General features: G+C 49.6%; 23 protein-coding genes. 6 read left to right on the top strand and 17 right to left on the bottom strand.

What is annotated here, in order from left to right:
• The first annotated feature begins 225 nt into the window (after positions 1-225).
• Positions 226-810 (top strand): LysE family translocator, encoded by a 585-nt coding sequence (locus ACDE64_RS02780; protein ID WP_411348950.1) that lies wholly within the window; start codon positions 226-228, stop codon positions 808-810.
• 145 nt (positions 811-955) lie between these two features.
• Here ACDE64_RS02780 and ACDE64_RS02775 read toward each other — a convergent pair whose 3' ends face one another.
• The 3 genes from ACDE64_RS02775 to ACDE64_RS02765 all read right to left on the bottom strand — a co-directional run bounded on the left by ACDE64_RS02775 (position 956) and on the right by ACDE64_RS02765 (position 3,792).
• Positions 956-1,564, bottom strand: a complete 609-nt coding sequence (locus ACDE64_RS02775; protein WP_411345036.1) for a YjgB family protein — start codon at positions 1,562-1,564, stop codon at positions 956-958.
• Between the two features lie 74 nt (positions 1,565-1,638).
• Positions 1,639-2,226: a TetR/AcrR family transcriptional regulator gene (locus ACDE64_RS02770; protein ID WP_411348949.1), complete on the bottom strand. Its 588-nt coding sequence runs from the start codon at positions 2,224-2,226 to the stop codon at positions 1,639-1,641.
• Positions 2,227-2,433: 207 nt separating this feature from the next.
• Positions 2,434-3,792, bottom strand: a complete 1,359-nt coding sequence (locus ACDE64_RS02765) for a PLP-dependent aminotransferase family protein (RefSeq protein ID WP_411348948.1) — start codon at positions 3,790-3,792, stop codon at positions 2,434-2,436.
• Positions 3,793-4,048: 256 nt separating this feature from the next.
• Here ACDE64_RS02765 and ACDE64_RS02760 point away from each other — a divergent pair, with 256 nt between their 5' ends.
• Positions 4,049-5,023 carry a DMT family transporter gene (locus ACDE64_RS02760; RefSeq protein ID WP_411348947.1) on the top strand — a complete coding sequence of 325 codons (975 nt, stop codon included), beginning with the start codon at positions 4,049-4,051 and terminating at the stop codon, positions 5,021-5,023.
• Positions 5,024-5,147: 124 nt separating this feature from the next.
• The gene (locus ACDE64_RS02755; protein ID WP_411348945.1) at positions 5,148-6,296 is read left to right on the top strand and encodes a hypothetical protein; all 1,149 of its coding nucleotides are present in this window, start codon (positions 5,148-5,150) and stop codon (positions 6,294-6,296) included.
• Positions 6,297-6,533: 237 nt separating this feature from the next.
• Here ACDE64_RS02755 and ACDE64_RS02750 read toward each other — a convergent pair whose 3' ends face one another.
• The 5 genes from ACDE64_RS02750 to ACDE64_RS02730 form a co-directional block, all read right to left on the bottom strand.
• Positions 6,534-7,673, bottom strand: coding sequence for a glycoside hydrolase family 88 protein (locus tag ACDE64_RS02750; RefSeq protein ID WP_411346678.1), 1,140 nt, complete (start codon positions 7,671-7,673; stop codon positions 6,534-6,536).
• 97 nt (positions 7,674-7,770) lie between these two features.
• Entirely contained in the window at positions 7,771-8,946 is a 1,176-nt protein-coding gene (locus ACDE64_RS02745) for a rhamnogalacturonan acetylesterase (protein ID WP_411350219.1), read from the bottom strand.
• A gap of 152 nt (positions 8,947-9,098) precedes the next feature.
• Positions 9,099-10,001, bottom strand: coding sequence for a carbohydrate ABC transporter permease (locus ACDE64_RS02740; protein WP_411345031.1), 903 nt, complete (start codon positions 9,999-10,001; stop codon positions 9,099-9,101).
• A 3-nt stretch (positions 10,002-10,004) separates the two neighbouring features.
• On the bottom strand, positions 10,005-10,907 hold the full coding sequence (locus ACDE64_RS02735) for a carbohydrate ABC transporter permease (protein WP_411345030.1): 903 nt from the start codon (positions 10,905-10,907) through the stop codon (positions 10,005-10,007).
• A 306-nt stretch (positions 10,908-11,213) separates the two neighbouring features.
• Complete coding sequence (locus ACDE64_RS02730; RefSeq protein ID WP_411345029.1) at positions 11,214-12,515, bottom strand: ABC transporter substrate-binding protein; 1,302 nt, start codon at positions 12,513-12,515, stop codon at positions 11,214-11,216.
• A gap of 445 nt (positions 12,516-12,960) precedes the next feature.
• Here ACDE64_RS02730 and ACDE64_RS02725 point away from each other — a divergent pair, with 445 nt between their 5' ends.
• Entirely contained in the window at positions 12,961-13,494 is a 534-nt protein-coding gene (locus tag ACDE64_RS02725) for a sigma-70 family RNA polymerase sigma factor (RefSeq protein WP_411348944.1), read from the top strand.
• Positions 13,481-14,896 (top strand): DUF4179 domain-containing protein, encoded by a 1,416-nt coding sequence (locus ACDE64_RS02720; RefSeq protein WP_411348943.1) that lies wholly within the window; start codon positions 13,481-13,483, stop codon positions 14,894-14,896. The genes ACDE64_RS02725 and ACDE64_RS02720 overlap by 14 nt, the downstream gene beginning before the upstream one ends.
• Before the next feature lie 129 nt (positions 14,897-15,025).
• On the opposite strand, the gene ACDE64_RS02715 is transcribed toward ACDE64_RS02720, so the two are convergent.
• From ACDE64_RS02715 to ACDE64_RS02700, 4 genes are all read right to left on the bottom strand, one after another.
• Positions 15,026-16,579 (bottom strand): response regulator, encoded by a 1,554-nt coding sequence (locus ACDE64_RS02715; RefSeq protein WP_411348942.1) that lies wholly within the window; start codon positions 16,577-16,579, stop codon positions 15,026-15,028.
• Positions 16,554-18,335: a sensor histidine kinase gene (locus tag ACDE64_RS02710; protein ID WP_411350218.1), complete on the bottom strand. Its 1,782-nt coding sequence runs from the start codon at positions 18,333-18,335 to the stop codon at positions 16,554-16,556. Before ACDE64_RS02710 ends, ACDE64_RS02715 begins: the two co-directional genes overlap by 26 nt.
• A 276-nt stretch (positions 18,336-18,611) precedes the next feature.
• A complete protein-coding gene (locus ACDE64_RS02705) occupies positions 18,612-19,994 on the bottom strand; it encodes a stalk domain-containing protein (protein ID WP_411348941.1) in 1,383 nt (460 codons plus the stop codon).
• Between the two features lie 37 nt (positions 19,995-20,031).
• Positions 20,032-20,340, bottom strand: coding sequence for a hypothetical protein (locus ACDE64_RS02700; RefSeq protein WP_411345026.1), 309 nt, complete (start codon positions 20,338-20,340; stop codon positions 20,032-20,034).
• 482 nt (positions 20,341-20,822) lie between these two features.
• Between ACDE64_RS02700 and ACDE64_RS02695 the strand changes: the two genes are divergently transcribed.
• On the top strand, positions 20,823-21,020 hold the full coding sequence (locus ACDE64_RS02695) for a hypothetical protein (protein WP_411348940.1): 198 nt from the start codon (positions 20,823-20,825) through the stop codon (positions 21,018-21,020).
• Here ACDE64_RS02695 and ACDE64_RS02690 read toward each other — a convergent pair.
• The 5 genes from ACDE64_RS02690 to ACDE64_RS02670 all read right to left on the bottom strand — a co-directional run bounded on the left by ACDE64_RS02690 (position 21,017) and on the right by ACDE64_RS02670 (position 26,040).
• Positions 21,017-21,868 (bottom strand): inositol monophosphatase family protein, encoded by an 852-nt coding sequence (locus ACDE64_RS02690; protein WP_411348939.1) that lies wholly within the window; start codon positions 21,866-21,868, stop codon positions 21,017-21,019. The genes ACDE64_RS02695 and ACDE64_RS02690 overlap by 4 nt on opposite strands.
• Positions 21,869-21,998: 130 nt before the next feature.
• Positions 21,999-23,000: a UV DNA damage repair endonuclease UvsE gene (gene uvsE, locus ACDE64_RS02685; protein ID WP_411348938.1), complete on the bottom strand. Its 1,002-nt coding sequence runs from the start codon at positions 22,998-23,000 to the stop codon at positions 21,999-22,001.
• Positions 23,000-23,326 carry a hypothetical protein gene (locus ACDE64_RS02680; RefSeq protein ID WP_367062625.1) on the bottom strand — a complete coding sequence of 109 codons (327 nt, stop codon included), beginning with the start codon at positions 23,324-23,326 and terminating at the stop codon, positions 23,000-23,002. The genes uvsE and ACDE64_RS02680 overlap by 1 nt, the downstream gene beginning before the upstream one ends.
• A 194-nt stretch (positions 23,327-23,520) precedes the next feature.
• Entirely contained in the window at positions 23,521-24,615 is a 1,095-nt protein-coding gene (locus ACDE64_RS02675) for a D-alanine--D-alanine ligase (RefSeq protein WP_411348937.1), read from the bottom strand.
• Positions 24,616-24,801: 186 nt separating this feature from the next.
• Positions 24,802-26,040: an MFS transporter gene (locus tag ACDE64_RS02670; protein WP_411348936.1), complete on the bottom strand. Its 1,239-nt coding sequence runs from the start codon at positions 26,038-26,040 to the stop codon at positions 24,802-24,804.
• Positions 26,041-26,058 lie beyond the last annotated feature (18 nt).

Below are 26,058 nucleotides of genomic sequence, written 5' to 3'. Positions count from 1 at the left end.
AATCACTCATGTAGCGAATGATAAATAATGTGCAAGTGCCGATCCATGGTACAGCGCGAAGGAAATACCCTTCGACTGTATCGTAGATCGGCACTTTTTTACTATGCGGTGCAATAGAAAGAAAATAACTGTACAACAGCCACCTAATTCGTTATGATGGATTTAATTTCGTTATATTGAATTTTTGTTCACTATAACATACAAAGTATGGGAAGGAGCTTGGTTATGCCTGTATTTTCATTTTGGATGTTTATTTTGATTGCCAGCTTTACGCCCGGACCCAATAATATAATGGCGATGGCGTATGCGAATCGCTATGGGCTGCGCAAGACGATACCGTTCTGTCTCGGTGTGGGAACAGGATTCAGCTTATTACTTATGATGTGCAGTGTAGCCAATCTGCTGTTAGTGCAGTGGATACCATTCATACGTTTGCCGCTTACAGTGCTTGGCGTTGTGTATATGCTGTATCTTGCATATCAAATGGTCGCCGATTCCGGTGAAACATCGACAACACAATCGAATCGACAGCCAAGACTGTTTTGGACTGGGCTATGGATTCAATTTCTAAATCCGAAAGGCATTCTATTCAGCCTATCGGTCGTCTCTACCTTCATCCTGCCGTATTATTCGTCGCTGATTCACTATATCGGCTTTGCCGTACTACTGGGAGCGGTCGGTGTATGTAGTTCGTTTAGCTGGAGTCTAGGCGGGGCGCTATTCCAGACATGGCTTCAACGTCATCGTCGTCTGTTTAACTGGACGATGGCTCTCCTGCTTGTTTGGACAGCTATCTTGTTATTGCTCTGATATGATCGACATGCTATTTTGCCAAAATAGACATTCGCACATTCAGGCATTCAAGATTGTTAAAAAGCCGTACCGCATCAGTAAAACACTGTGCGGTACGGCTGCGTGAATGATAAAGAGTCAGGTACAATCGCAAACGTCGGAATTATTTTTGGAGCAAATTGATATGATCGAGATCGGTCGGGCTGTTGTAGATGAATTCTAGCTTGTAGTCACCACGGTTGTAGGTGAGCTTCGTTTGCTTGGTGCCGCCGCTGGTGATCGTCGTGGTGGAGCTTGGGGCATACCAGTTTTTCTTTAGTACGCTCATGGTGATGCTGCCAATCGTCTGCTTACGCTCGACGGTTGTGCCGAGATAGCGAATCTCTTTGAGCACATTGGAGCTAGTATAGGATAGCGCGTAACCCGGTGTTCCCATCTCGGCTTGATATACATCGTAGCCGGATGCACTGGTGCGCGAAGTAGTCGGTTTGCCATAAATGGCGATTGCTGAAGCACGCGTCGTATCGCCTACGATCAGCTTATCGACAGGATTGCCGTTTGCCTGCGGGAAGTGTCCTTTTAGCGCGGGCTTGTAAAAGGTGTTCAGCAGTGTCGCACCGCTCTGCTGCTGACTTGTCGCTGCACTCGTGCTTGCGGCATATGCCGATGAAGACGGCACGATAGCGGTAGTAGCGGCAAATGAACCCAGTGTGGCGGCTCCGGTGACAGCGATGGCGATTCCTGTGTGTTGCATATGTTTTGCGATGTTCATTGGTCATTCCTCCTTGATGTACAAATCCTTGAGATTTCCCCATGAATGTATCGTCTATGTGATCTAAAAAAGCGCTAGCGCTTTTTGATACCGTTATATATAACCCGAATCATAGCCGTTGTCGCGACATCGTCTAGAATCGGCTGATTGGACAGCATGCGGTAGCTGGATGGCGAATAGATCAGCTCGATTACCGTCTGTGCGGATACCTGTTCATCCACTTCACCGCGCGCCAATGCACGCTCCCAAATAACCATACATTTGCTGACCAGCATCTCCTGTAACGTATGCTGAAATGGCAACAGCAATTCATGACGGCTCTGACTCTCCGCAATAATCTGCGCCAGAATCCGACCTTCTGGACTATCATAAAATTGATTCAGCTTGCTGAACCATCCTACATAATCGTCCACAAAGTTGCCTTTGTCTTCAATGATGCCTTCTATCTGTACATGGTGCAAAAATGCCTCCATCGACATCTCAACCTTATCACTCCACCAGCGGTAAATGGTCGCTTTGCTGACTCCCGCCTGTTCGACAACTTTGTCGATCGTCATTTTGCGCAAACCTTGTTCCCGTAACAATGCCATCGTAGCGGTAAATACAGCTTGCCGCGACGTCTGGCTCGGCGGTCGACCAGGCTTTCGTTTGATGTTGTTCATTTCGTAACCCCTTTATTTTAGAAACGAAACGTTCTGTATTTAAATTATACCTTTGTCTATGCTTTGTCAAATCAGACATATAAATCAGATATATGATGTGGCAGTTGGATAGGTGATATGCGCTGCCACATGTAGAAGAATCATCTCTGCACGTATACACTGTATTGTCAGTGTATGAGCTTCATGTTCAGGTGTATACCTACCTCGTCAGTTCGATGTGATCCATAGTTTGTTGATCTGCGTCGCAACAGTATGTAGTGCTGTCGGAATGCGTTCTTCGGGCACATTGGATACATTGATACGCAATCCGTTCCAGCTGTACGGACTGTCCGGTAAAAAATAACGCTCTAGCGAATCGGCAATCAGTTGCTGCTCTGCCAACTGACGAATGAGCGCCTTCGTCGGAAAATGGGCAGGTAGCGGGATTACCGCATGAATTGCATCCACATGATGCACATCTGCGAATAACGCGCATACGGGCACCAACTCCTGCAACGTCTTGTGGAGCTGCCTGCTTCTGCGGTGATACGCATCAAGTAACAGACGCCGATAACGGGCGAACATGCCATTATGAATGTACATATGCAGTGCCGCCTGCGATAACATGGAGCTGTCGATATCGAGCAGATTTTTGTAACGCGCAAACGATGCTTGGAGTGGTTCCGGCAAGACAGCAGCTCCGATACGCAGTCCGGGGAATAGCATTTTGGAATAGCTTTTCAAATAAATAACGTGCTGGGACAGATCGTGCGCATACAACGGATCAGCATTCGTATGCTGCACCAGATCGGCAAGATAATCATCCTCGACCAGATACACATCGTACCGTGCTGCCAGCGCAACGAGCTTCTTCTTATCAGCATGACGCAGCGAATGACCGAGCGGATTATGAAAGCGCGGCATGATGTAAAAGAACTTGATCTCTCCACTGCGGAACCATCTCTCCACCTCTGCCAGATCTAGTCCCTTGACTGTACGCTCAATCTGCACGATCGGAACATCCAGCGCTTCCAGCAATTCCATTAGCAAATGGTAACCCGGCTGCTCGATCATGACCGATTGCCGCCCACCCGGAAAAGGCATCATCGTCAAAATCGACAGCGCCTGCTGCACACCCGACGTAATATACAGCCGCGATAACGGCGCGAACACCTGCACCTCTGCCAATTGCTGCTGGACTTCTTTCAGCAAGGCAGGCAATCCTTGCGGCATGCCGTACGTGAATAGCTGATCTCGGTACAGCTGCATCGCCTGATTCAGACAACTCTGAAAATCGGCAAACGGAAAAATCTCTGCCGCCGGTGCCGCAGACGCCAGATCAAGCATCTGCTGCTGCAATGCCTCCTGCTGTGGTCCATGAGCAGCTACATAATACCCGCTGCGATCCAGCACATATACATAATGCTCCGCAATGAGCTGCTCATACGCGCGAATAACCGTAGCGGCACTGCATCGCTGCTCTGTCGCCATCTGCCGAATCGAAGGCAACTTGTCACCTGCCGGGCGGGTGCGGGAGATAATCTGCTGGCGCAGCGTTGCTGCTAGTGTGCTGTGCTTGCTCGGCATCGGATTGCTCCTCCTTGTCTTGGTTAGGATCGATCTTAGTATTATTTTGTCCGTATGATTACACTACCTCATTATACCGTATGATTACGGCTTACCGTTAGACTGTTCTGTACATCTGTACCGGTACAGATGCTATAGATAAGCATTGCTGCTTCCCTCAAGCGAAGACTATAGTGAAGGACATAGAGACGATGTTTGTGCACGGCATCGCCTTCATTCTCATTTACGCTGTGCGTTAGCAGGAGGTTTTTTAGTTATGAAATCACATTCGTTTTCCGATTCTGCATCAATTCATTCTTCCTCGAACCTACAGGCAACACCGACTCGTACATGGACATCGTACGCAGCGGCGATTGCCTATGCGCTTATTATTGGATTCTCGTTTCTATTTGTAAAAATGACGGTGTATACTGCCAGTCCGTTCGATGTGCTAGCTCACCGTTTTCTGCTGTCCGTCTTGGTGATGGCGGTACCGATCCGGCTGGGCTGGATTCGTATCTCTGTGCGGGCAGCAGATCTGAAACGTATATTGCCGCTAGCGCTGTTATCACCGGTGTTGTATTTTACCTTGCAGGCGTTTGGACTGTTGTACGCTTCGTCTTCGGAGGCGGGGATCATTCAGGCGACGGTGCCAGTGTTCACATTGCTGCTGGCTGCTTATATTCTCAAGGAACGGACACGCTGGCTGCAAAAGATATCGCTACTCGTATCTGTTGCCGGAGTGATTCTAATCTTCGTTATGCAGGGCAATGCCGGATTCCGTGCGGATCATCTGGGTGGTATTGTGCTGCTGATCGGCTCGGCACTGGCATTCGCCGGGTATAGTGTGCTCATGCGTCCGCTCACTCGGGTGTATAATCCGCTGGAGCTGACATGGGTAACCATGCTGACAGCGGCAATCATATTCAACGGCATCGCGCTGATTCGTCATTTCGCGGCAGGCAATTGGATCGACTATGTACAGCCGTTGACACAGCCGAGTTATATGATGGCATTACTGTATCTTGGTATGCTGTCCTCACTCGGTACAACATTGCTGTCAAGCTATGCCCTATCCCGGCTAAAAGCAACGCAGATGAGTGTATTCAGCAATATCTCCACGATTGTATCGATGATCGCTGGAACGATTATTTTACATGAGCAATTGTTATTGTATCATGTGATCGGCGCGGTGCTGATTATCGGCGGCGTACTCGGTACGAATTGGAACGGACGACGGAAGGGCAAATAAGCAAGTATTCCTTTATCATTGCCTTATCATTCTGTACGAGAATGAGGTATAGTAGGAGTAGATAATTACATTGGATACCTAACTATACATCCATCATTTCATACGGGAGAGGAAGAAATGTAACGTGATATTCAAAAAGCTGCTGCTGTTGGTCGTGACACTACTATTGCTGATCGTAACGCTATTGCCTGCTTCCAGTGAAGCGGCGTCCCCGGTATTGCCTGATTTTCACGATGTGATGAATTGGAGTCAGGATACAGAAGACAATCTATCCTTTCCCCGCGATTTTTATATTCAGACGGACATTGTGAATCTGTCTGATGAGCGTACTTTGTTTGTGAATCAGGAGGAAGGTACGTTATATATGACGAGTCTGTCCAGCAGTACGCGGCTGTGGAGTCATACGTATGATCATCTATACAGCTATGATGTGCTGGATGCCAGCGGTAAGATCGTTATTATTGTTAGCCAGAATCACAAGCTGCAAAAGATCGTACTATCGCTTAACGGCAACACACTGTCTACCTTTATCTATCCAACTGCTCTGCTGCAAACGTTAAACACAGGCGGCAATGACCAGACGTCGCATCTGAGTTGGTCAGCGCAGACTGCCGGAAATGCAGAACGTATAGCGTTACAAACAGGGCAGCAAGTGTTGATTTACCGTTCCCCGTGGAACAAGCCAGTGCGTACATTGTCCTTGCAGGCGTACAGCAACAACAATAACGAAGCGCTAACTGTATTGAATATGGAGTATGAATCGAACAAGCTGGTCATTCGGTACCGTAGTGGCGAGCTGCATGATCAGCGGTATGTATTTGAATTGCTGGATACGAGTTCTGCCTCTCATCGTTCGCATCTGGTGCGTGCGCCGCTAAGTACGATTGGCGAGTTCAAGCTGGATCAGGGGCAGGCGGTGATCTACCTTTCCAATGATACCGGCAATAAGCTGCAAAAGGACGGCTCCACCTCGTATCCGATCTATTCGCGCTATGATGTGACTACTGGCAAGCTGCTAGTACAGAGAACGCGTGTCTTCACAGATGCACAGCAAAACTGGCGAACCGATTACAACAATCATCAGGTATTTGTACAGGTGGATAGCGAACAGCGTTTGTATTTATGGGATCAAGCTGGAAATGAATTATGGCGCACGCCAACATTGTCAGATCAGCTATTATTTCGGTTTATCAAGTATGAAAAGGGCACGCTGTATCTACTGGTGGAGGATCAGAATCGGCAGTTTCGAATTGTGAAGCAGCCGTTGGTGTAGAGCAAGAATATCATCGTATGGCAAAGACCGTATCTCCTATATGGGAAATACGGTCTTTGTCTATATTCATTTCATTATAGTTTGCTTGATCTGAGCGGGTGTAGTAAACGTCAGTGCTTACGTACGTTACAAGACGTTACGTAATGTTGCATTTACTGTTTCCCATGTACAGTTCACATTTACAACAAGCTGAATAGTACGAAACAAGTCGACCGCTAGTACCGTTTACCATTACAACTACAGCGTCTCCACACCAGTCTGCGTATTGGTAGGATCATCTTCTAGCTGTGAAGGTGGCTGCGCAGTTTCCGGGGTGGCGGCTTTGTTGGTTGGGTTCATCGTTTGTCCATACAGATCGTCTCGCGTGCGCAGCAGTTGAGCAAGGAACGCCAGTGTCAGTCCTTGTCCCCAGCCTTGAATGCGTTTCTCCGGCACTTCGCGATAGCCGTCAATGTCATTCATAATCGCGGTTCCTGCGGATACGCCAGTTACGGTGCCATCTTCTCGGATGCGGGACAGAATGCCGTCGATCGCTTTTTGCGAATATTTGTTATACAGTCTGCCGCGCATGAGCAATGCGGTCGCGATACCTGATGAGCCAGACGTTTCCAGATACGAGGTTGGATCATCCAGCACGGTATGCCATAAGCCTTCTGGCGATTGCAGGCGGACGAGTGAGCTAAGTTGATCCCGCAGTGAGCCGTCGATGATCATATACGATGGATGCTGTACGGGCACGAATGCCAGTGCCTTCGACATCGTTAACGATGCCCATGAATTGCCGCGCGCCCAGAAGATTGAGGACAGATGATTCTGATTCACATTGTCCCAGCCGTGATAATACAGATTCGTCTGCTCGTCCTGCAATACCTTTTCATGTCCATGATACTGGCGTAGTCCGTCGTCAAAATACCGCTTGTTCCCCAGCAGATGACCGATACGTAGCAGATAATATCCCGCCATGAACATCGTATCTACCCACGCCTGCTCTGGGAACACATCTGTCACCGAATTAACGGTATGCTGGAAAATACCTTCTCCGAACCGCTCTGCCTTGCTGTCCAGAAACTCCGCCATTTCTGTAGCAATCTGCAAATACTGCTCTTCCCCGGTCGCTTCATACAGCGTTAGCAGACAGTGACCGATCGATACTCCATTGACCGATAACGGTGGCAGACCATCCGCAATATTCTCATCGACCCAGAGTCGCAGCTGATCCAGATATTCACGCTTGCCAGTCGCCTGATACGCTTCACACACTCCATAAAAGGCTACGCCGCCCGGCCAATCCCAGCTAAAATCCATATTGAATGTACGCTCTACGACCCGATCAATCACCTGTTTAATATGTTCCTCGTCAAAATGCAATGCTGGCATATGATCCATCCTTTCCTCCTGCAATATACATATAGAAGTACTGATATACATACAGATGCACTTGAATATCCACCTGTTATCTCCAATACCTGATCTGCTATCTCAAATACATGACCAATGGTTGCAGATTCAATTCCCGAATACCTTCGATAACTAGCCCGGCAATCTGCCGCGCCCCTTGCTCCTGCAAATGTGTATTATCCTGCACGCCGCTTGGGAAATTCATATATTCACCTGGATATAGCCAGACGAATAACGCCTTGCTCTGTTCCGGTCCAAGCTGCTCCCATACCATCGCCGTCTTCGCCGCCAGATCGATGAGCGGCACTTGCTGCTCGGCTGCCAGTTCACGTACAGCGAGCACATAGTCGCCATGCGTATCTTCCAGCTGTCCATCTTCGGTAAAATAACGACGATGAATCGGCGTCAGCAATACCGGATGCGCTTCTTTCTCACGAGCGGTTACAATGTACTCGGTCAGCTGCTGCTTATACGTTGTAAATGGATCGGTATGGCGAGCAGCGTCCGTTTTTGCATCATTATGTCCGAATGGGATAAATAGATAATCGCCTGCTCGTAGCTGCTGACGGATCGTCTCCAGCCTGCCTTCATCGACAAAGCTTTTGGAGCTACGCCCAGAGATCGCATGATTGTCCACGCACACATCATGCTTGAATCGCTCCGGTAACAATTGCCCCCAACCAGCATAGGGATATCCATCCGCTGGCTGGTCGGTTACGGTCGAATCGCCCGCCAGCAGCAGTTGCAGTGTATGCGGTGCGGGTGTGATGTCTAACGTATTGAGCCGTGGGGCTTGTCCGCTGAAGTTCAGTTCCAATCGTCCGCCGTGTACGTGAACGCTGCATAGTACTTCCTGAATCTGCCCAGATTGGGTACGAATCGGCGGCACCACCACTTTGCTACCTGATGCGCGGATGATCGTATGCGTAGCAGTCTGCCAATCGCCCAGCTGCATACGGATCAGATAACAGCCATCCGGCACATCGAGTACAAAGGTTGCTTGCAGCGGAATGCAAAAAGCAGCTTGCAGATGCTGTGTTGGTGCAGATTGCTGACCGTCAGATGTAGCGCGATCACGCCCATACACTTCACTGCCAGATCGAAATCCATAGCCCGACTCTGACGTGTATACCGTTTCCGGCGTTAACGGCAGATACCCTTCTACCGACGTACCAGGCCCAGCATCAAACTTCCAGCCATCTGGCGTTTGCCGCTCTGCTTCCAGCGCTATATCCTGCTGTACAGCCGCCATGTTTGTTTGATATTCATTCGATTGCTTCTGTTGCCCTGATGAATGATATTGCTCTTGTTTCTGTGGTTGTGGATGTTGCTCGTGTAATGAAGAACGTTGTTCTTGTGATAGCAGATGCTGCTCATGCTCACGCTGTTTGGAATCTCCCATGATCAGCCTTTGATCCCACTGCTGCTAATGCCTTCCACGATATGCTTCTGGAACAGGAAGAACACGAGAATGACCGGTAGCAGACTGACCATCGACATCGCGAACATGCCGCCCCAGTTGGATGCAGATTCACTATCAAGGAACATTTTCAGACCCATAGAGACGGTGTATTTATCCGGTGAGTTCAGATACAGCACCGGTCCAAGCAGATCTTCCCATCTCCAGTAAAAAGAGAAGATCGCCGCTGTTGCCAGCGATGCCTTGATCAGCGGCATGATGATCTGAATAAACAACCGGAACTTCCCACAGCCATCAATCGTCGCCGCTTCATCCAATTCCTTTGGAATCGTACGGATAAACTGCACCATCAGGAAAATAAAGAATGGTGCGCCGAAAAACTGCGGTACAACGATCGGCCAGATCGTATTCAGCCAGCCCAGTTTCGTGAAAATAATATACTGCGGCACAAGCACCACATCATGCGGCAGCATGAGTGTAACCATCATCACCGCGAACCAGAATGCACGACCGGCAAATTGCAACCGCGCAAAGCCGAACGCGATCAATGCCGACGATACCACGACACCAAGTGTGGACAGTACGACGATCACGAGCGAGTTCCAGATATAATGACCGAACGAGTAGCCGCCAATGCCTTTCCAGCCGGAAGCATAGTTGCTCCAGATCCATTCCGCTGGCAGCAGTGTCGTCGCTGTCGTGAAGATCGTGCGACTTTCCTTGAACGAGCTGAAAAACATCCAGATGATCGGATACAGCATGAGCAGTGCTAGTGCAGCGACGAAGATATGGTAAACGGGCCACTTGATGCGCCGCCATAGACTGCCCTGACTTGCCGCTGAACCGGCGATCGTTTGGTTATAGCGTTCTGCTTTGGTATCTGCCATGGATCAGCGACCTCCTTCCGACTCGTAGAACACCCAGAATTTCGACGTTTTGAACAGAATCAACGTCAGCACCCCGATGAAGATGAGCATGACCCACGCCATCGCAGACGCATACCCCATATTGTTGAACATGAATGCCTGACGGAACAGATACAGCGAATACAGCATCGTGCCGTCCAGCGGACCGCCTTCGCCTTTGGAAATAATATACGCCGGTACAAAGGTCATAAAGGCGCTAATCGTCTGCATGATCAGATTGAACAGAATGATCGGACTGAGTAGCGGCAGCGTAATACTGAAAAATTTCCGTGCCGGACGCGCACCATCTACACTTGCTGCTTCATACATTTCCGGGGAAATGTTTTTTAGACCAGCGAGGAAAATGAGCATGGACGAACCAAACTGCCAGACCGACAGCGTGATCAGCATACCGAGCGCAGCGCCAGGATCGCCGAACCATTGAATCGGTGCTGCTCCCAGCGCCATCAGCAGACCGTTGACGATCCCCTGCTCGCTGAAAATGTTGCGCCACATGATGGATACCGCAACGCTACCACCGATGATGGACGGCAAATAATAGATCGTCCGATATGCACCGATCATACGCGAGCCAGTGTTGAGAATCATCGCTACGAATAACGCAAATGTCAGTCGCAGCGGGACACCGATAAACACGTAGTACAGTGTGACTTTGACCGAATTCCAGTACTTCGTATCACCAGTGAACATTTTCTCAAAATTATTCAATCCGACCCAGCGCGGTGGGCTAAACAGGTTATAGCTCGTAAACGACAGATACAGCGAGATAAACATCGGAATCAGCGTAAATGCCAGAAATCCGATAATAAATGGGCTGATAAACGCGTAACCGGTCAAATTGGCTTTTAGCGAATAATTGTTCCGCATGAATCCGCACACCTCCTTGGGAAAATACAAAACTGGGCATTATCATAGTATCCGGCATGCTCCAAAATAGCTCAGCCATGAGCGGGAAAAGGAAAGCCGACCACATCGCAGCGTATATATGCTGCCATGCGTCTCTTTCCCGATTCCCATTTACTCCGACTTGCTTCGTTCGTGTTCGTCATCACCGTATCAAAACAGGAACAGTGATACCGTGGCACAGAGCAGAGACATTCTTCTACGCCGTCTCTGCCTGTGCCTACTGCTACTGCACTCGATCATCACGGCTATAGTGATTACATCATCACATTACGGCTGGTTGTTGGACAGAATCGAATTGGCATCAGCGCGGAACTTCGGTGCGGCTTCTGCTGCCGTAATCTGTCCAAAGTTAATCTGTTCCACATAATCCGCCAGCGTAGCGATAACCTCCGCGGAACCTACCGGTGGCGGCGGGCTCATCGGCGATGCGATTGGCTCCATTTGACTAACAAAATCAAACACCTGTTTCTCTGCTTCTGTCAGATCCGGTGTTACCGCTTCTTTGACAGCGGCAGAGATTGGTACACCGCGTTCGCCCTTGATCAGCTTGTTCGCATCCTGATTGTTGATCCAGAAGTTAATGAATTTGGCAGCTTCGTCTTTGGATTGCGAGTTTTTGGAGATGGACCAGTACATGCTTGGCTGCATGTAGATGCCTTTTTGCATATCCGGTCCGAGCATCGGTGCCAGCTCCAGCGGCTTGTCAGCTACTTTTTGCAGGGCGACGAACTGGTTCGACCACTGCCATGTGCCGATTCCCGTGCCTTTGACAACAGTGGATTCCTCGATAATGCCTTTATTTTGGCTCAGCGTTTCCTGAGATGGTGCCGCGCCTTCTTGGATCAGCTTGGCAAGACGACCGAAAAATTCTGTGAACAGCGCGTCATCTTCATAGCCGAGTGCCGTACCGTCAGCTTTGTACAGTGACATGCCTTTTGTTCTCAAGAAATAGTTGAAGAAAATATCCGGTGCCATCGATTCGTCAAAGTAAATGCCTTTGTCTTTGGCTTGTCCGGCAAGCTTCTCATAGTCATCCCATGTCCAGTCTTTCGGAATTTCGGTGATGCCTGCTTTTTTGAGCGTTTCTGGGTTGTATTGGTAGCCGAGCACGTTCACTCCGGTTGGAATGCCATATTGTGTACCACCGATCACGCCAGTGCTAACGACGCTTTCGCTCACATCGTCCAGCTTGATCTGGTTGCCGATGTACGGCTTGAGGTCTTCAAGCTGACCGTTTTTGGCATATTGGCTAATGTAGGAGATGTCCATTTGAATGATGTCGGGCAACTGGTTGGCGGCTGCCTGCGGGGCAAGCTTTTTCCAATAGTCATCAAAGGATGCGTATTCGATGTCGATATTCACTCCGGGATTTTCCTTTTTGTACATGTCGATAACCTGCTGGGTGTAGCTGTGACGCGTATCCGATCCCCACCAAGCGATGCGAATCGTCTTGCCGTCCTGCCCGCCACTGCTGGAACCAGAAGTACTGCTGCCAGAATTGCCACATGCAGTAATCGTAAGCAGAATGGCGATCAGGGTCAGGATAGAAGCTGTCTTTTTAAAATTCATGCGTAGTCTCCCCTTTCGATAATGGACAGATGTAGATTCGCTGTAGAATCATGCCGACGAATACAGCCATCTGTAATGAGATAAAAGATACATCGCAAATCGTAAAGCACGTGTAGAGCATGGATGATTGGTGCATGTTGGCAAACAATATGTAGCTGTAAACGATAATCACAATGTTTAATTTGTTAACGCTTACATTTTGATTCTGTCTTTATTCTCGCAGATGGGCATACGCAAATGAATACACAAATCCGAGGTTTTGGTGTAAAAAACAGAGGGGCATAGATTGATACGTACGGATTCGCGATAATATAAAAATAAAAAAACCGTTTGGGCAGTTCAACAGTCTTATTGATAGGCACAAGCAGATAGATGTACATATCTTGACTTGGGCAAATGATCGCGACAAATAGTAGAAAGAGACGCATGGACGGAGGAATAGAGTATGGAGGAAAGGGAATGGGCAATCGCTGCCTGCAAAGGTAATGAAGAAGCCTTTTATCAGCTTGTATCTGCACATCGCCGTAAACTGTACGGCATTGCTTACGGATATATGCACAATGAACAGGATGCGCTAGATATGCTACAGGAAACTGTATATCGTGGCTTGCTACAATGCCGTAAGCTACGCAATCCAGAGCGGTTTATCCCATGGTTGATCCGTATTATGATCAATTGCTGTATGGACGAATTGAAGCGCCAGCGTCGTAGTGTTCCACTGATGGAGCATCATATGCAGGGACAGATTGTAGAGATGCATCCGGAACACAGACTGGATCTGGAGCGAGCGCTGCAACGACTAAAACCGAATCATCGGCATGTGTTGATACTGAAATATTATAACGATCTGACACTTACCGAGATTGCAAGCATTATGGAACGTCCCGAGGGAACGATCAAAACATGGCTCAATCAAGGTTTAAAACAAATCCGCCAAAAGCTGGATAAAGGAGGTATCATCCAACATGAACACACCTGAATCATCAATGCAAAAGAAAGCGGAAGAACTCAAGCACCAAACTGCGCAAATAGACGATACACAACTTGATATAGCGATTCGTTCCGGCATTCGACAAGCGAGGAAGCGCAAAACAACCCGTTGGATCGGCGATTGGAAAACGATGACTGCTGCGACTGTTGCTGTGCTGTTGCTTATCGGCACCGGACTATTGGTTCATGATTCGTTCCCCTCTTCCACTCATACCGCCATGCCTGCCGATCATCAGACACCAGCGAACCTGCCATCATATTTTAATAAATTATACCAGCAGGATATACTCAAGCAGTCTCTTCAACCCGCTATTGATCATGGTCTATACCAATCGATCCATCTCAGCGACCGTTCGGACAGCTATACTATGACAATCGATGGTGTTGTAGCCGATAGCAAGCGAATCATTGTCATGTATACTGCCGTTGATAATCAGGGCGGCGATCCTCCTCGCATTAGCGATGAAAAGGAAGCACGTCTGGTTGATAGAGCAATGTCAATGAATACAGCATTGTCATACAACGTAACAGTCACATCAACTACGCCATCTACCAGTCACGGCGCGCTAATCTTTGATTATTCCAAATGGCAGAACGTACCGAACTCAGTCATTCTGAACGCCAATCTGTACAGTGGATCTAGTGATCAGAACTATGAGAACCTCCAGATTCCTTTTGCTCTGAATACCGTGCATCTGAAAGAACTTGAACATACTGTTGTATTGAACAAGATATATGATGTGAATGGATATAAAATAAAGCTGGTTCGCATCACCCGTACTCCTTTGCGTACAGATGCTGATCTGGAGTGGACAACACAACAAGGCAAAACGATAGAATATGCAAATGTAAATCTTTTTGCTGCCGATCCTGCGTTGCATGCGAATGCCATGCTGAATGTACAAGGTTCTTCCGCTTATCCGAATCTTGGCGTCACTCAGTACACATTTTATTATGATAGTAGTTACTTCTCTCAAGATCAGAGTTTATGGATTCAGTTGGCAGGAATCAAATTTGAAATGGAAAAGCCGCTTGCGCTGGTTGCCAATACAGCCCGATCTCAACTCATTCAATCGCCCTTGCCTAAAGCTTCTCAGATTAGTACGCAGATAGACCCAGATACAGGAGATACCATTGTTAATCTCTCTATCCCTAAATCAGGGTCGCGTACGATATATTATTTGCAGCTGAACAATACGTTCCACGATGCCGCCAATCAAAGCTATACGATCAAAAAGCAAGATCAGCATTTTACCAGTTCGGGTACGATTACTTACCGATTGGTGCTGGATTCCGAACCTCATTATCAACAACCGCTCACGTTTACGATTGATGATAGTCAGGATACTTTTTCATCCTTGAAGCAACCGATCACTGATAACCTTCAATAATAGACTTCAACACAGGATAACCGCATCCATCTCTGCACGATGATTAGATCGGCATGGGACAGATGCGGTTATTTGATCGTTTGCATAGCTTTATCGCTACATTCCCCCTGTCTGATCCTCTTTGATCTTCTAACCTCGCCGATATTCTGTCGGCGTCATGCCAGTCACCTTCTTAAACACTTGGCTAAAATACTGCGAATTCCCGCCAAACCCGAACAGCTCCGCCAATTCAAACACCTTCACATCCCCGCTACGGCGAATATGCTCAGTCGCCCGCTCAATCCGATAGCGATTCACATAATGCGAGAAATTATCCCCGGTCACTTTTTTGAAAATTTTGCCCAAGTAATCAGGGTTCATATACAGCATCTGATTGGCAACGCCGTTCAAGGATAGCTCGGCGTTCGTGTAGTTCTCCTCGATAATTTGCAGCATTTTGTTCACGACTGAGGATTGGCGATTGATGTTGCTTTTGTAGTAGCTGCCAGTCAATTCAAGTGCCACCTGACGAATAAAGTCATGCAGCCCGGTCAGCGTATCCAATCGCGACAATTCAGCAAGCCGCGCTGTCGGCATGGAGCGCTCATCTTCGGGGTACAATCGCAGCATGACCGCATACAGCTGCAATACATATGAGCGCGTCACGGCAATATCCAGCCGCAATTCCGATAGCGTGGCGAATAACCGCCCAATCTCCGTCTCCACCTGCTCCACCTGACCGGACTTGATAATCAGCGTAAACTGCTCCTCATCCAGCTCAAATCCACTCCCAGTCCGACAATCGTGCAACGCGATGTCCTGACGGGTGATCAGACTCCCCCCACCGATGTAAAAGCGATGATTCATCACCTGCTGGGCATCCCGATACATACGCCGCAGCTGTTCCAGCTCATCTGGCTCACTGAGTGCCACTGTCACATCCAGCTTGTAAAAGCCAGCAAACACATCCTTTACCCGATTCAATCCTTCAATCAGCCGCATCGGTTCCGCCGGATCATCAATCAGCAGCAGCAGCTCGTCCTGCAACTGAATCGTCGTGCCCATCAGCACGCTCTCCAGCACATCCTCGGCGATATTTTTCAATGCAAATAGATGCTCATATTCATGCGAATCTTCCACCCGCATCAGCACGATGCGCACGGTGCGGTCGGTCAGCTGCATATGAAACAATCCTTCGTAATACGCAAGATCGCGGCTGCCGTACATTTTGTTGGAGATGAATTCCTTCAGAAATTGCTCTTTCACCTGCGGCAGCATTCGGATAAACTGATCGCGCATACTGCTGACGAACAGCTCACGCTCCTGCTCGGCGGCACGCTCGGACAACAGCTCCGCAATCGCCTCCTGAATCTGTTGCTCATTGCACGGCTTGACCAAATAATGCTTCACCCCGTACTGCATCGCCCGGCGCGCATAATCAAAATCCTTGTAACCAGACAGCATAATGAAGCGCACATCAGGGAACTGCTCGTACGTCTTCGCCACCAGCCCAATGCCGTCCAGACCGGGCATGGAAATGTCGCTGATCACAATATCCGGTCGCTTCTCGGCGATTCGTTCATACGCTTCCAATCCGTTACGCGCGGTACCGACCAGCTCCGTGCCACTGCCCTGCCAGTCCACCACGCTGGAAATGCCCTCCAGAATCATGCGCTCGTCATCTACCAACAGCACTTTGTACATGATCTTGCTCCCCTTTCTGATGTGGAATACGAATATGGAACGCAGTCCGTACGTCCGGTTCGCTCTCAATATGAATCCCATAGTCCGGTCCAAAGGTCAGCCGAATGCGCTCCATAATATTGTTCAGCCCGATGCCTTTGCCGCGTGTCTGCACCTGCCCCTGATACAGCCGTTCCAGAAACTCCGCCGTCATCCCCGGTCCGTCATCCTGCACCGTAATATGCACCTGCTCGCCCTCCAGCCGCGCGGCAATGCGAATATGACATTCCTCGATCTTCGGCTCTAGCGCATAATGGATCGCATTCTCTACTAGCGGCTGCAAGGTCAGCTTCGGAATGAGCGTGTCGTACAATTCCTCCGGTACGTCAATCTCAAAATTCAGCCGTTCCTCAAACCGCATCCGCTGAATCGTCACATAGCTGCGCACGATGTCCAGCTCCTGCTCCAGTGAGATCACCTTTTCCGTCATATTGACTGAGCTACGCAGCAGAAAGCCCAGCGCTTCGACCATACGTGAAATCTCCGGCTGCTTGTTCATCTTCGCCATCCAGTTGATCGATTCTAGCGTATTGTATAGAAAATGCGGATCAATCTGCGCCTGCAATGCTTTTAGCTCTGTTTCGCGGATGAGCAACTGCTTGGCATAATTCTCGTCGATCAGCTCACGAATACGGCGCAGCATCCGGTTAAACGTACGATGCAGCAGTCCGACTTCATTTTGCGCCCGAGTAATGGACGGGTCGGCTGGCAGCTCGCCCAGTTGATCCAGATTGCCAGTTTCGACGGTGCGCATCTTTTGCAATAGTCGTTCCATCGGGCGGGTAATGCTGCGCGACAGCCGTGTACCGAACAGCAATGCCAGCAGGAAGATACCGATGAAAATAATCGTCACCAGCTGCTTAATCCACATAATGCGCTGAAACATGCGGTCAAACGGTGTAATATGCAAATACGTCCAGCCTGTGTATGGCGATTGAATCCGCGCGGAGAAATAACTTTCCTCCGGTTCGGAAATGACGCCGTATGGCTTGCTGTTATGCAGCTGGTTGTCAATCTGTCCGCGTGAAAAGGGCGGTTCCTCCGGGTAGACGATTTTGCTGCCGTCCGAGATAATGAGCTGGCTGCCTGCGCTGCTCTCCACCTGCTCCTGCACAATCCGGTCGATACGTACGCGAATCATAATCGTCCCCAGATCGTTCAGGGTAAACGTAGAATCGCTGAATTGCTTGAACTGGCGCACTGCCAGCAATTCACCCTGCTCACCTACATACCATGCGTTCGAGCCGCTATACTGCTGCGCTAGTTTCGTTAATACTGGACGCACATTCACAGGCACGCCTTCGCGATTCCCTGCAAACATAATCTCGCCTTCGCGGTCGATTGCCATCATCGAATACACAAATTGCTCAGAACCGGCAAATGCGACAAGTCGATTGGTAATCTTTTTACGGATGACGTTCTTCTCATAAATGGACGGCTCCTCCTGCAATTGCAACAAATACCGTTGCAGCTGCTCATCCGTCACAACGCGAAACGTTAGATTCTCCATATCCTTGAGCTGATTCTCGATCTCAAATGACGACATATTGAGCAGCTCAGAGGTCTTCTCATACATCTGATTGTCATATGTGCTGTACACAGTATTAAGCACGATCAGGTACGAAGCAAAGCTGACCAGCATCAACGCCGAGATCAGCAACAGCATCTGACGATGAATGCCCAAATTAATGTAAGCGCTTTTAAAACGAGATAGCATCATGCCTTCCCCCATCAGAAGATCATTCTGTCGTTGTTTTCCTATTTCCTGTCTATCTACTTACCGCACATCTTCATTTACATATTTATTTATCATTTGTAATTTAATGTATATTATAACGTGGAATGTGGAAAATTGCAGTTGTTTTATCCAGAAGTGGAAAAAGGGATTGCGCGAATGCAAAATAACCGCTGCATTCCATCTGTCGAAACCAATGGATACAGCGGTTGTTCCAATCTATACGTTTTACTCGTTGTGCTTGATCTTCACCTATCTTTATTGGCGGATAAAGACGGCTTTCCAGCGATTCACATAATGTACATCATACGCAAACTGATCGGCAAGTACTGCAATTGGTACATATACTTTATTTTGCTGCATAAAGGCTGCTGCATCGGTCGTAACCGATTGGTTGTTCACCTTCAGAATTTTGCTGTTCAGCGGCACCATCACTTTGCTGCTACCGTTCGTGACGGTTGCCTGCTTGGTTGTGCTTGACCAGCTTACTTCGGCACCGAGTGCTGTCGTTACGTCGCGCAGCGCTACATATGTGCGCCCGCTGCGAATGATCGGCTTGGACTGACTTTGCAGCAATTTGCCATTGGTATATAGGATCGTTTGGTCCGTTCCATTGACCGCCGAGGCTGGTGTCATATAACCTGTTTCGCCCCAGATCGCTATACTAAAAGCAACAGCCATCGCCTGATAGCCTGTGGCATTCGGATGGATATCACCGGCGGCAATATGGGTCATCGCCAGTTCTTTACCTTGAAAAGACGGCGAGACATGAGCGACGCGAATATCATTTCCTTTGGTAGTGTAGGTAGACACCGTATCGTCGATAATGCTGCTGAACTCCGCGGCTGTTTCATTCAGATCATGATACAGCGTTGCACCTGCCAGTAGTGGCACGGGCTGGTACTGATCTGCGATCACAATGACCGCGTTTGGATTCAGCGTCGTCAGCTGATCCAGGATCGAACCGAGATTGGTGCGATACGTGTTAAGCACTGGCTGCAAATTGATCTGCGATAAATCCTGCGGCAGTGCAGTCAGGGAGCCAAGCGCATTCAGAAAGTCATTTCCACCAATCGTGATCGTGATCAGATCGGCTGCTTGAATCTCCTTACGGGTGGCGGCTCCATCGAGCGTACGTGTAGCACCGGGCAATGTGCTCTGAATATCAGCAGTGCTAACACTGCGTCCGGCGGTAATGGCGTCCATGTAATGTTTCAGACCGGTGCTTGTTAGACCAAGAATGCCAGCATTATCTGCCTGCGCGTGTCCGCGGAACAGCTCCTGTTCTTCCAATCGCGGAGCAAAGCCATCGTAATCAGCTGCCGCTATGCCCGGCTCATAGCCGACCGTAAGGGAATCGCCGAGAAAGACCATATGTTCATAGGCTTGCGTCTTGGATGCGCCAGTTGCTGCCGCTCCATAAGCAGTGGTAGTCATGCCACCGGTAATACCGCTGCCGCCAAGCAGCAGGGTGAGAATCATCATGTATTGTGCAATCATGCGTGTTGTCTCCTGTCTGACCTGATGAATCTTGCGCTTCGCCGGGCGGGAATGAGGGGTAGGAATCGTGCTGGCTTGGTTTGTTACTTTGATTTGGTTCGGTTGCTTATTGTCCAACGTGACGGGGTTCTTGTGGCGCATTCAGGTACTCCTTTGTCGTTAATGCTTGTGAATGTATTTACTGCGTGTGATTATTGTTGCTTTTGTTTTCGACAGGGCTATTCGGGTCGGTGCTGTTATTGTTGGCGTCGTCGTTTGGTTTATTTTGTTTGGTACGCTCCAAATATTTGTCGTAGCGGTCGTCGAGTTCTTTGGCGAGTTTGCGGTAGTGCTGTGTTTCTTCGACAATGGGGTCGTGTTCGGCTTGGATACGGACTTCGTATTTGGACGGAATGAGTCGGCGTTCGCGGACTTCACGGTCTTCTTCTTGCATCTCGCCTTCGGTCAGACGTTCGGACAATTCGCGTTCAAGTTCGTCGGATGACATGGTTGGCACCTCATTTTTATTTTTTTGGAGTGGGATGGGGCAAGGCTTTGGCTCATTGATGCTAAGAACGCTCCGGGAAGGGATTTGGCAACGGACTCCGGTGGAGCCGCGGGAATCTTTGGATTGGGAAATAACGAAGATTCCCGCACTCCAAAGTCGTCCTTTTGCCAAATTCCCTTCCCTCCGCTCCGTGCATATGAGTCACGTTGCTCGCCATCGCACTAGGGTGGGGGCTTAGCAGGTTTGAAAGACAAGAACCTAGAATAGTTGGAACTTAAAGGATTAAAGCTTAAAGAATTTAGAACTTAAAAATAGTTTGGACTTAGATTGTTTTGAGTTTAATGTCTTTTGGACTTTCAGATTTTGGATTCGTTTGAGCGTATGAAATGAGTTTGTTTTCTATTTTTTGTTTTGAACGTTAGGGTAGTAGAGATGGTTATTTGCATGTACTCTTTCAAGTTATGTTGAGTTTGCATGGTTGTTTGGATGTTAAAATTATTGGATATGAGCAAATAACCGGCGGGCTGGGTGCCTGTCGGTTATTTACCCGTTTTGGGTTTTGGAAAATCAGTTGGTGGTTGACCAGACTAGAGTGGGATGTAGGGTGTGGTGTTCTGGTCAGCTGGGTGATCGTTGGACATGATTCGTTTGATGCTGGTGTCTGGTGGATCGATTATTAGGCGTTTAAGCCGGAATTGTGTAGTTGTTGGATGAGTTCGTTATGAATGTGACCGTTGCTCGCTACGATGTTGCGGACGGTGATGTCGTATGGGTTATTGGCGACGTCGGTGACGGTGCCGCCGGATTCGGCTACGAGCAGGGCGCCTGCGGCGAGATCCCATGCGTTTAGACCGATTTCCCAGTAGGCGTCGATGCGTCCTGCGGCGACATAGGCGAGGTGCAAGGCAGCGGAGCCGACGTTGCGGACGCCGCGGACTTTCGGCAGGATGTCGGTCAACGCTTTCGTTTTCAGCTCAACGCTTGTGCTTGGTGGGAAGCCGGTAGCGACCAGACTTTCGTTCAATGTCGCATGGTCGGCGGACTTCATCAGGTTGCCGTGTACATAGGCGCCTTTACCCTTTTCGGCTACAAACAGCTCGTCATGCGTCGGGTCGTAAATAACGCCGACGATCACTTCGCCTTTGTGCGCTACAGCGATGGATACACAAAAGTATGGGAAACCATGCACAAAGTTGGTCGTGCCATCAATCGGATCGACAATCCAGACGTATTCGGCGTCTTTGACCGCATCCACGGCATTAGCCGATGCTTCGGCACCGATGCCTGCGCTCTCTTCGCCGAGGAATTCGTCGCCTGGGCAGTACGTTTGGACAAGCTTGCGAATCATCTGTTCTGCGCCTTTGTCGACTTCGGTTACGAGGTCTTGTGACGATGTTTTGATGTTAAGCTGGCGGTGATCGCCGACTTTGCTTTTGATCCATTCGCCGGTTTTGGATGCCGCGTTAATCGCTACGGCAACACGACTTTTACTGCTGACAACATAGGGTTGCTTTTGGTCTTTTTCCATGTTCAATCCCCCTGATTATAATGGGCGTGCAGTGTGTACCTGCCGCCGCAAGCCAGATGGCTGTATGCTAAGTATGGATGCGAACATACACGATGGCATGTCCGCATGTGTTATTTCGATATGCCTACTATTAAGGTAACACTTCAATGGTTCCGTTGTCGATGATGCGTACGCCATCCCCGCTAACATTGCGCAAATCGTTCATCAGTTGTCGCAGTGCTGCGTCCTTATGCTTGGCTTCCAGCATCACATCGAGATGGCTGGATGTACGTGCCGCTTCGCGCAGAAAGTCTAGCAGCGGTCCAGCTTCTACGCCATCGGCATGACTGCGACGGTCGGTTGGACTTTTCGGGCTGGACGCATGGATCTTCGGTGGTAAATGAATGCCATTCGGCACATCTGTACGAGACAGCTCCGATTCCCATGTTTGTGCTACTTGCGGCCACCAGTATGACGCTGGCTCACCTTCACAATTGACTAGATGATGGTGAATATCCAGCACCATCGGCAGCCCGGTACGCTGTGCTACCGCAAGCGTCTCCGGTGTGGTAAACGTTTTGTCGTCATTTTCCAGCGTGATCCGGCAACGAATATCGTCGTCCAATGTAGCAAAATGCTCTACAAATCGGTCTGCCGCCGTCGGCTTGTCTCCGTACGCACCGCCGATATGGATATTGTTCTTGGAGCGTGCATCCAATCCCATCGCATCCAGCATCTTCACATGATAGCGCAGATCGCGAATTGACGATTCCAGTACTTCCGGGCGCGGTGTACTAAGCACGGTAAAATGGTCCGGGTGAAACGACACCCGCAACTCATGCTTGTGCACATATTCCCCAATCGCAGCAAAATCGTCCGCCAACGCCGGAAACGGGTCCCAATCCGCTAGCTCAGTATGCGTAGCGAGCGGAATTAGCTTGGAGCTCATGCGGTACATATGAATCTCTTCCGCCACATTATGCTTGAGCAAACGCAGCGTATTTTGCAAATTAATACGAGCGATCTCTTCCAATCTCCGCAGCCCGGCTTCACGATCCGGAAGCTTGCGAAAATTGGACATGGTCATCGTTTTGGAAGGGGATGAATCCTTCACTTCCAGCGAGATCGCTACATACCCGAAACGGACGATCATCAGGCGTCCTGATCCTGCTCGCCAAAGAACATTTCGTAGGCGAGATGCGTTTGCACGCTGGATTCCTCCGGCGTCAGCTTGCGGATCAGTTCCATCTCGACTTCGGTGACCTCGTTGCCCTGGAAGTTGATCTCTGCGATGCAGCCGGTGATTTTGACGATAGCAATTGCGGTGTTCTCCGGGTTATAGGCGATGACCTTTTGCCCGGTTGGATAGACGCGAAATCCTTGCTTGACCATCTTGCCTTTGCCGTATTCCAGCAGGTCGAGCAGCTCCTGTTCGCTTTTGAATTTACATACGGAATTGAATTCGGTTTGAAACCCCATCCCTTTCGCCTCCCTGATCGTTAAATTGACGTGTCGTCTCATTTATAAACCTTTTGACGCATGATCCTAACAGTTCCATGCAACAATAGCAGATGATACAGAGTGAAGATACTGGATTGGTCGGTATTCGGTACAAGAAGAAACGGCCGCACCGCCCAATCTGTGCAGTACGACCGTTATAGACACGCTACGATTCAGTCACGTCCAAATTGCAGTGCGTGACGCTTGGCGTAGCGATCCAGTCCAAGCTGAATGAGCTGATCCAGCAGCTCTGGATAGGATTTGCCGGTTTCACGCCACAACAGCGGGTACATGCTGTATGCGGTAAAGCCCGGCATCGTGTTCACTTCATTGATCATAACGGCGTTATCGCTGCGGCGAACGAAGAAATCGGCGCGGCATAGCCCACTACCGTCAATCGCCTTGAATGCACGCAATGCCATCTCGCGCAGATTCTCTGCCAGCTCGCTGTCGATCTCCGCCGGGATAATCATGCGGGATGTGCCATCGATGTATTTTGCCTGATAATCGTAATAGTCGCTGCCGCTGGATACGATCTCGCCCGGTACGGAAGCAAGCGGTAATTCGTTGCCCAGTACGCCAACTTCCACTTCATGCGCATCAACCGCTTCTTCTACAACGACCTTCAGGTCAAAGCGCAGCGCATATTCAATTGCGCGTTCCAGCTCATGACGGTCTTTGGCTTTGGTAATGCCGACGCTGGAGCCGAGATTCGCCGGTTTCACGAAGCAAGGGAAACCGAGATTGTGCTCGATGCTGCTCAGAATCTCGTGTTCATTGCTTTCGTATTCGGCAGCGATAAAGGTTTCATATTTGCACTGCGGCAGATCGGCTTGGGCGAATAGCTTTTTCATGATCGCTTTGTCCATACCTGCGGACGATGCCAGCACGCCAGCACCAACATAAGGAATATCCATCATTTCAAACAGCCCTTGGATCGTGCCATCTTCGCCGTATGTACCGTGCAGCAGCGGGAATAACACGTCGATCGTGCTCTCCTGTCCGCCAAGTTTGCGCCAAAGTACACTCATCGCGTCCGAGGTCGCTTGTTCACCGCCTTGAATTTGCAGTTCTTCCGGTTTGGACGGCGCAGCTGTATATGTCTGTCCCATATTCCAGCGTCCGTCGCGGTCGATATAGATCGGTACGATATCGTATTTGTTGTAATCCAATGCGTTCAGTACGGAAAATCCGGTTTGTAGTGATACGTCGTGTTCGCCGGATTTACCACCGTAGATCAAGCCTACGGTCAATTTTGTTGCTGTCATGTTGGAACCCCCGTTACTATTGTTCATATTTAGAATATACCTGTAAAAGTGAAGGTCAAAGTGTACAGTCGGAATCGTCCGCAGACATAGAATGTGCTATATCGGAAAGTCAGGCGGACGGGCTGTGTTATGGCCCTTTCTTAGTATAAATGTTCAGCTGGACGGCTGCAAAAAAACTTTGGTAGCTTATGATCTCGCCAGTCTGCTAGCACCTTTACGATCAAGCACTGCATATACGTACGCCGCACCAACGATCATTCCTCCCGCCAGCAGTAACAACGGTGCGCCCAATCCAGTCAGCAATCCCGCCAACGCCGTACCTGCGGAGCTGCTGGCGATTTTGAAGCCCGCCATGCCTGTAAATACTTGCCCCCGCACATGATCTGGTGCATAGTTCGACCGTACGCCAAGCGTTGCCGCAAAAAACGGTGCATTTGCCGCGCCAGCTACCGCCAGTGCCAACAACAGCGCCAGATACGTCTGCGCCGCCAGCGCGCAAATGCCAAAAGTAACTGCCACCAGCGCCGTATACAACAGCATATTGCGCTCCGGCTCTCCGCGTAGCGGAAATAGCGTTAACAGTAGTGAGCCAGCCAGATTCCCAAGTCCAAATGCCGCTACCAGCCAGCCGCCGCCTGCCGAATTGCCCAACTGCTCCGAGGCAAAAGCAACCGCAATGACCGAGATCGCCCCACCTGGAAATGCCGCCGCCATCATCACGACAATCGCCCGCCGCAGTTGTCCTGTATGCAGCAAAATATGCAATACGCCATGCTCCGAGACGACCGTTTCCTCTGTATGCGATGTTCGCATCTGCAAAGGTAGCCACAGGATTAGCACGACCGCTACAATCACACTTATCGAAAGCAAGATCAGCGCCAACAGTGGACTGAACACCGTCGCAATGACCGCAACTGCCGCCGGTCCCAGCGTGCCACTCATGCCATACGTGAGCGCATCCCAGCTCTCTGCGCGCCGTTGATGCTGCTCATCTTCATCCACGAGTCTAGATAGTACACTGCTGAGTCCGCCAGTCAGCAGCGGTCCACACAATCCTGCACAGGCAGCCAATACAATGGAACAGAACAGCGGAATCTGTCCAAGCGTGCAAGCAGTGAGCAGCACAAACAGCCCATACAGCAGCGAAGCAGCTGCCAGCACGCGCCGCTGATCGTGGGCGCGATCCAGAATGCGTGCCGTGAGCGGTCCTAATACGTGCGGAGCGGTTAATGCCGCTGCCAGCAGCGCCCCAGTCAACTGCGGATGGGCTAGATGCTGATTGGAAGAAGCCAGCAGCACTAAGCCAACTCCCGCCCCGGCATCTGCTCCACGAGATATTACAGCTGCGACTATATATTGAAGCAAAGCTTTCCATCCACGCCGCTTCCCCTGTGGATGACCATTGGCTGTTGTTGACTGCTGCATAGGTGCGCCTCCGCTTCC

Source organism: Paenibacillus sp. WLX2291 (assembly GCF_046603665.1).
In the GTDB taxonomy this organism is placed as follows: Bacteria; Bacillota; Bacilli; order Paenibacillales; family Paenibacillaceae; genus Saccharibacillus.
The sequence above is the reverse complement of the archived record's forward strand: the minus strand, read 5'-3'. Positions and strand labels throughout refer to the sequence as shown.

Excerpts from the sequence above, each read along its gene's own strand:
- ACDE64_RS02780 (WP_411348950.1), top strand. The coding sequence starts at position 226 with ATGCCTGTATTTTCATTTTGGATGTTTATTTTGATTGCCAGCTTTACG.
- ACDE64_RS02775 (WP_411345036.1), bottom strand. The coding sequence starts at position 1,564 with ATGAACATCGCAAAACATATGCAACACACAGGAATCGCCATCGCTGTC.
- ACDE64_RS02770 (WP_411348949.1), bottom strand. The coding sequence starts at position 2,226 with ATGAACAACATCAAACGAAAGCCTGGTCGACCGCCGAGCCAGACGTCG.
- ACDE64_RS02765 (WP_411348948.1), bottom strand. The coding sequence starts at position 3,792 with ATGCCGAGCAAGCACAGCACACTAGCAGCAACGCTGCGCCAGCAGATT.
- ACDE64_RS02760 (WP_411348947.1), top strand. The coding sequence starts at position 4,049 with ATGAAATCACATTCGTTTTCCGATTCTGCATCAATTCATTCTTCCTCG.
- ACDE64_RS02750 (WP_411346678.1), bottom strand. The coding sequence starts at position 7,673 with ATGCCAGCATTGCATTTTGACGAGGAACATATTAAACAGGTGATTGAT.
- ACDE64_RS02745 (WP_411350219.1), bottom strand. The coding sequence starts at position 8,946 with ATGGCGGCTGTACAGCAGGATATAGCGCTGGAAGCAGAGCGGCAAACG.
- ACDE64_RS02740 (WP_411345031.1), bottom strand. The coding sequence starts at position 10,001 with ATGGCAGATACCAAAGCAGAACGCTATAACCAAACGATCGCCGGTTCA.
- ACDE64_RS02735 (WP_411345030.1), bottom strand. The coding sequence starts at position 10,907 with ATGCGGAACAATTATTCGCTAAAAGCCAATTTGACCGGTTACGCGTTT.
- ACDE64_RS02730 (WP_411345029.1), bottom strand. The coding sequence starts at position 12,515 with ATGAATTTTAAAAAGACAGCTTCTATCCTGACCCTGATCGCCATTCTG.
- ACDE64_RS02725 (WP_411348944.1), top strand. The coding sequence starts at position 12,961 with ATGGAGGAAAGGGAATGGGCAATCGCTGCCTGCAAAGGTAATGAAGAA.
- ACDE64_RS02720 (WP_411348943.1), top strand. The coding sequence starts at position 13,481 with ATGAACACACCTGAATCATCAATGCAAAAGAAAGCGGAAGAACTCAAG.
- ACDE64_RS02715 (WP_411348942.1), bottom strand. The coding sequence starts at position 16,579 with ATGTACAAAGTGCTGTTGGTAGATGACGAGCGCATGATTCTGGAGGGC.
- ACDE64_RS02710 (WP_411350218.1), bottom strand. The coding sequence starts at position 18,335 with ATGCTATCTCGTTTTAAAAGCGCTTACATTAATTTGGGCATTCATCGT.
- ACDE64_RS02705 (WP_411348941.1), bottom strand. The coding sequence starts at position 19,994 with ATGCGCCACAAGAACCCCGTCACGTTGGACAATAAGCAACCGAACCAA.
- ACDE64_RS02700 (WP_411345026.1), bottom strand. The coding sequence starts at position 20,340 with ATGTCATCCGACGAACTTGAACGCGAATTGTCCGAACGTCTGACCGAA.
- ACDE64_RS02690 (WP_411348939.1), bottom strand. The coding sequence starts at position 21,868 with ATGGAAAAAGACCAAAAGCAACCCTATGTTGTCAGCAGTAAAAGTCGT.
- uvsE (WP_411348938.1), bottom strand. The coding sequence starts at position 23,000 with ATGATCGTCCGTTTCGGGTATGTAGCGATCTCGCTGGAAGTGAAGGAT.
- ACDE64_RS02680 (WP_367062625.1), bottom strand. The coding sequence starts at position 23,326 with ATGGGGTTTCAAACCGAATTCAATTCCGTATGTAAATTCAAAAGCGAA.
- ACDE64_RS02675 (WP_411348937.1), bottom strand. The coding sequence starts at position 24,615 with ATGACAGCAACAAAATTGACCGTAGGCTTGATCTACGGTGGTAAATCC.
- ACDE64_RS02670 (WP_411348936.1), bottom strand. The coding sequence starts at position 26,040 with ATGCAGCAGTCAACAACAGCCAATGGTCATCCACAGGGGAAGCGGCGT.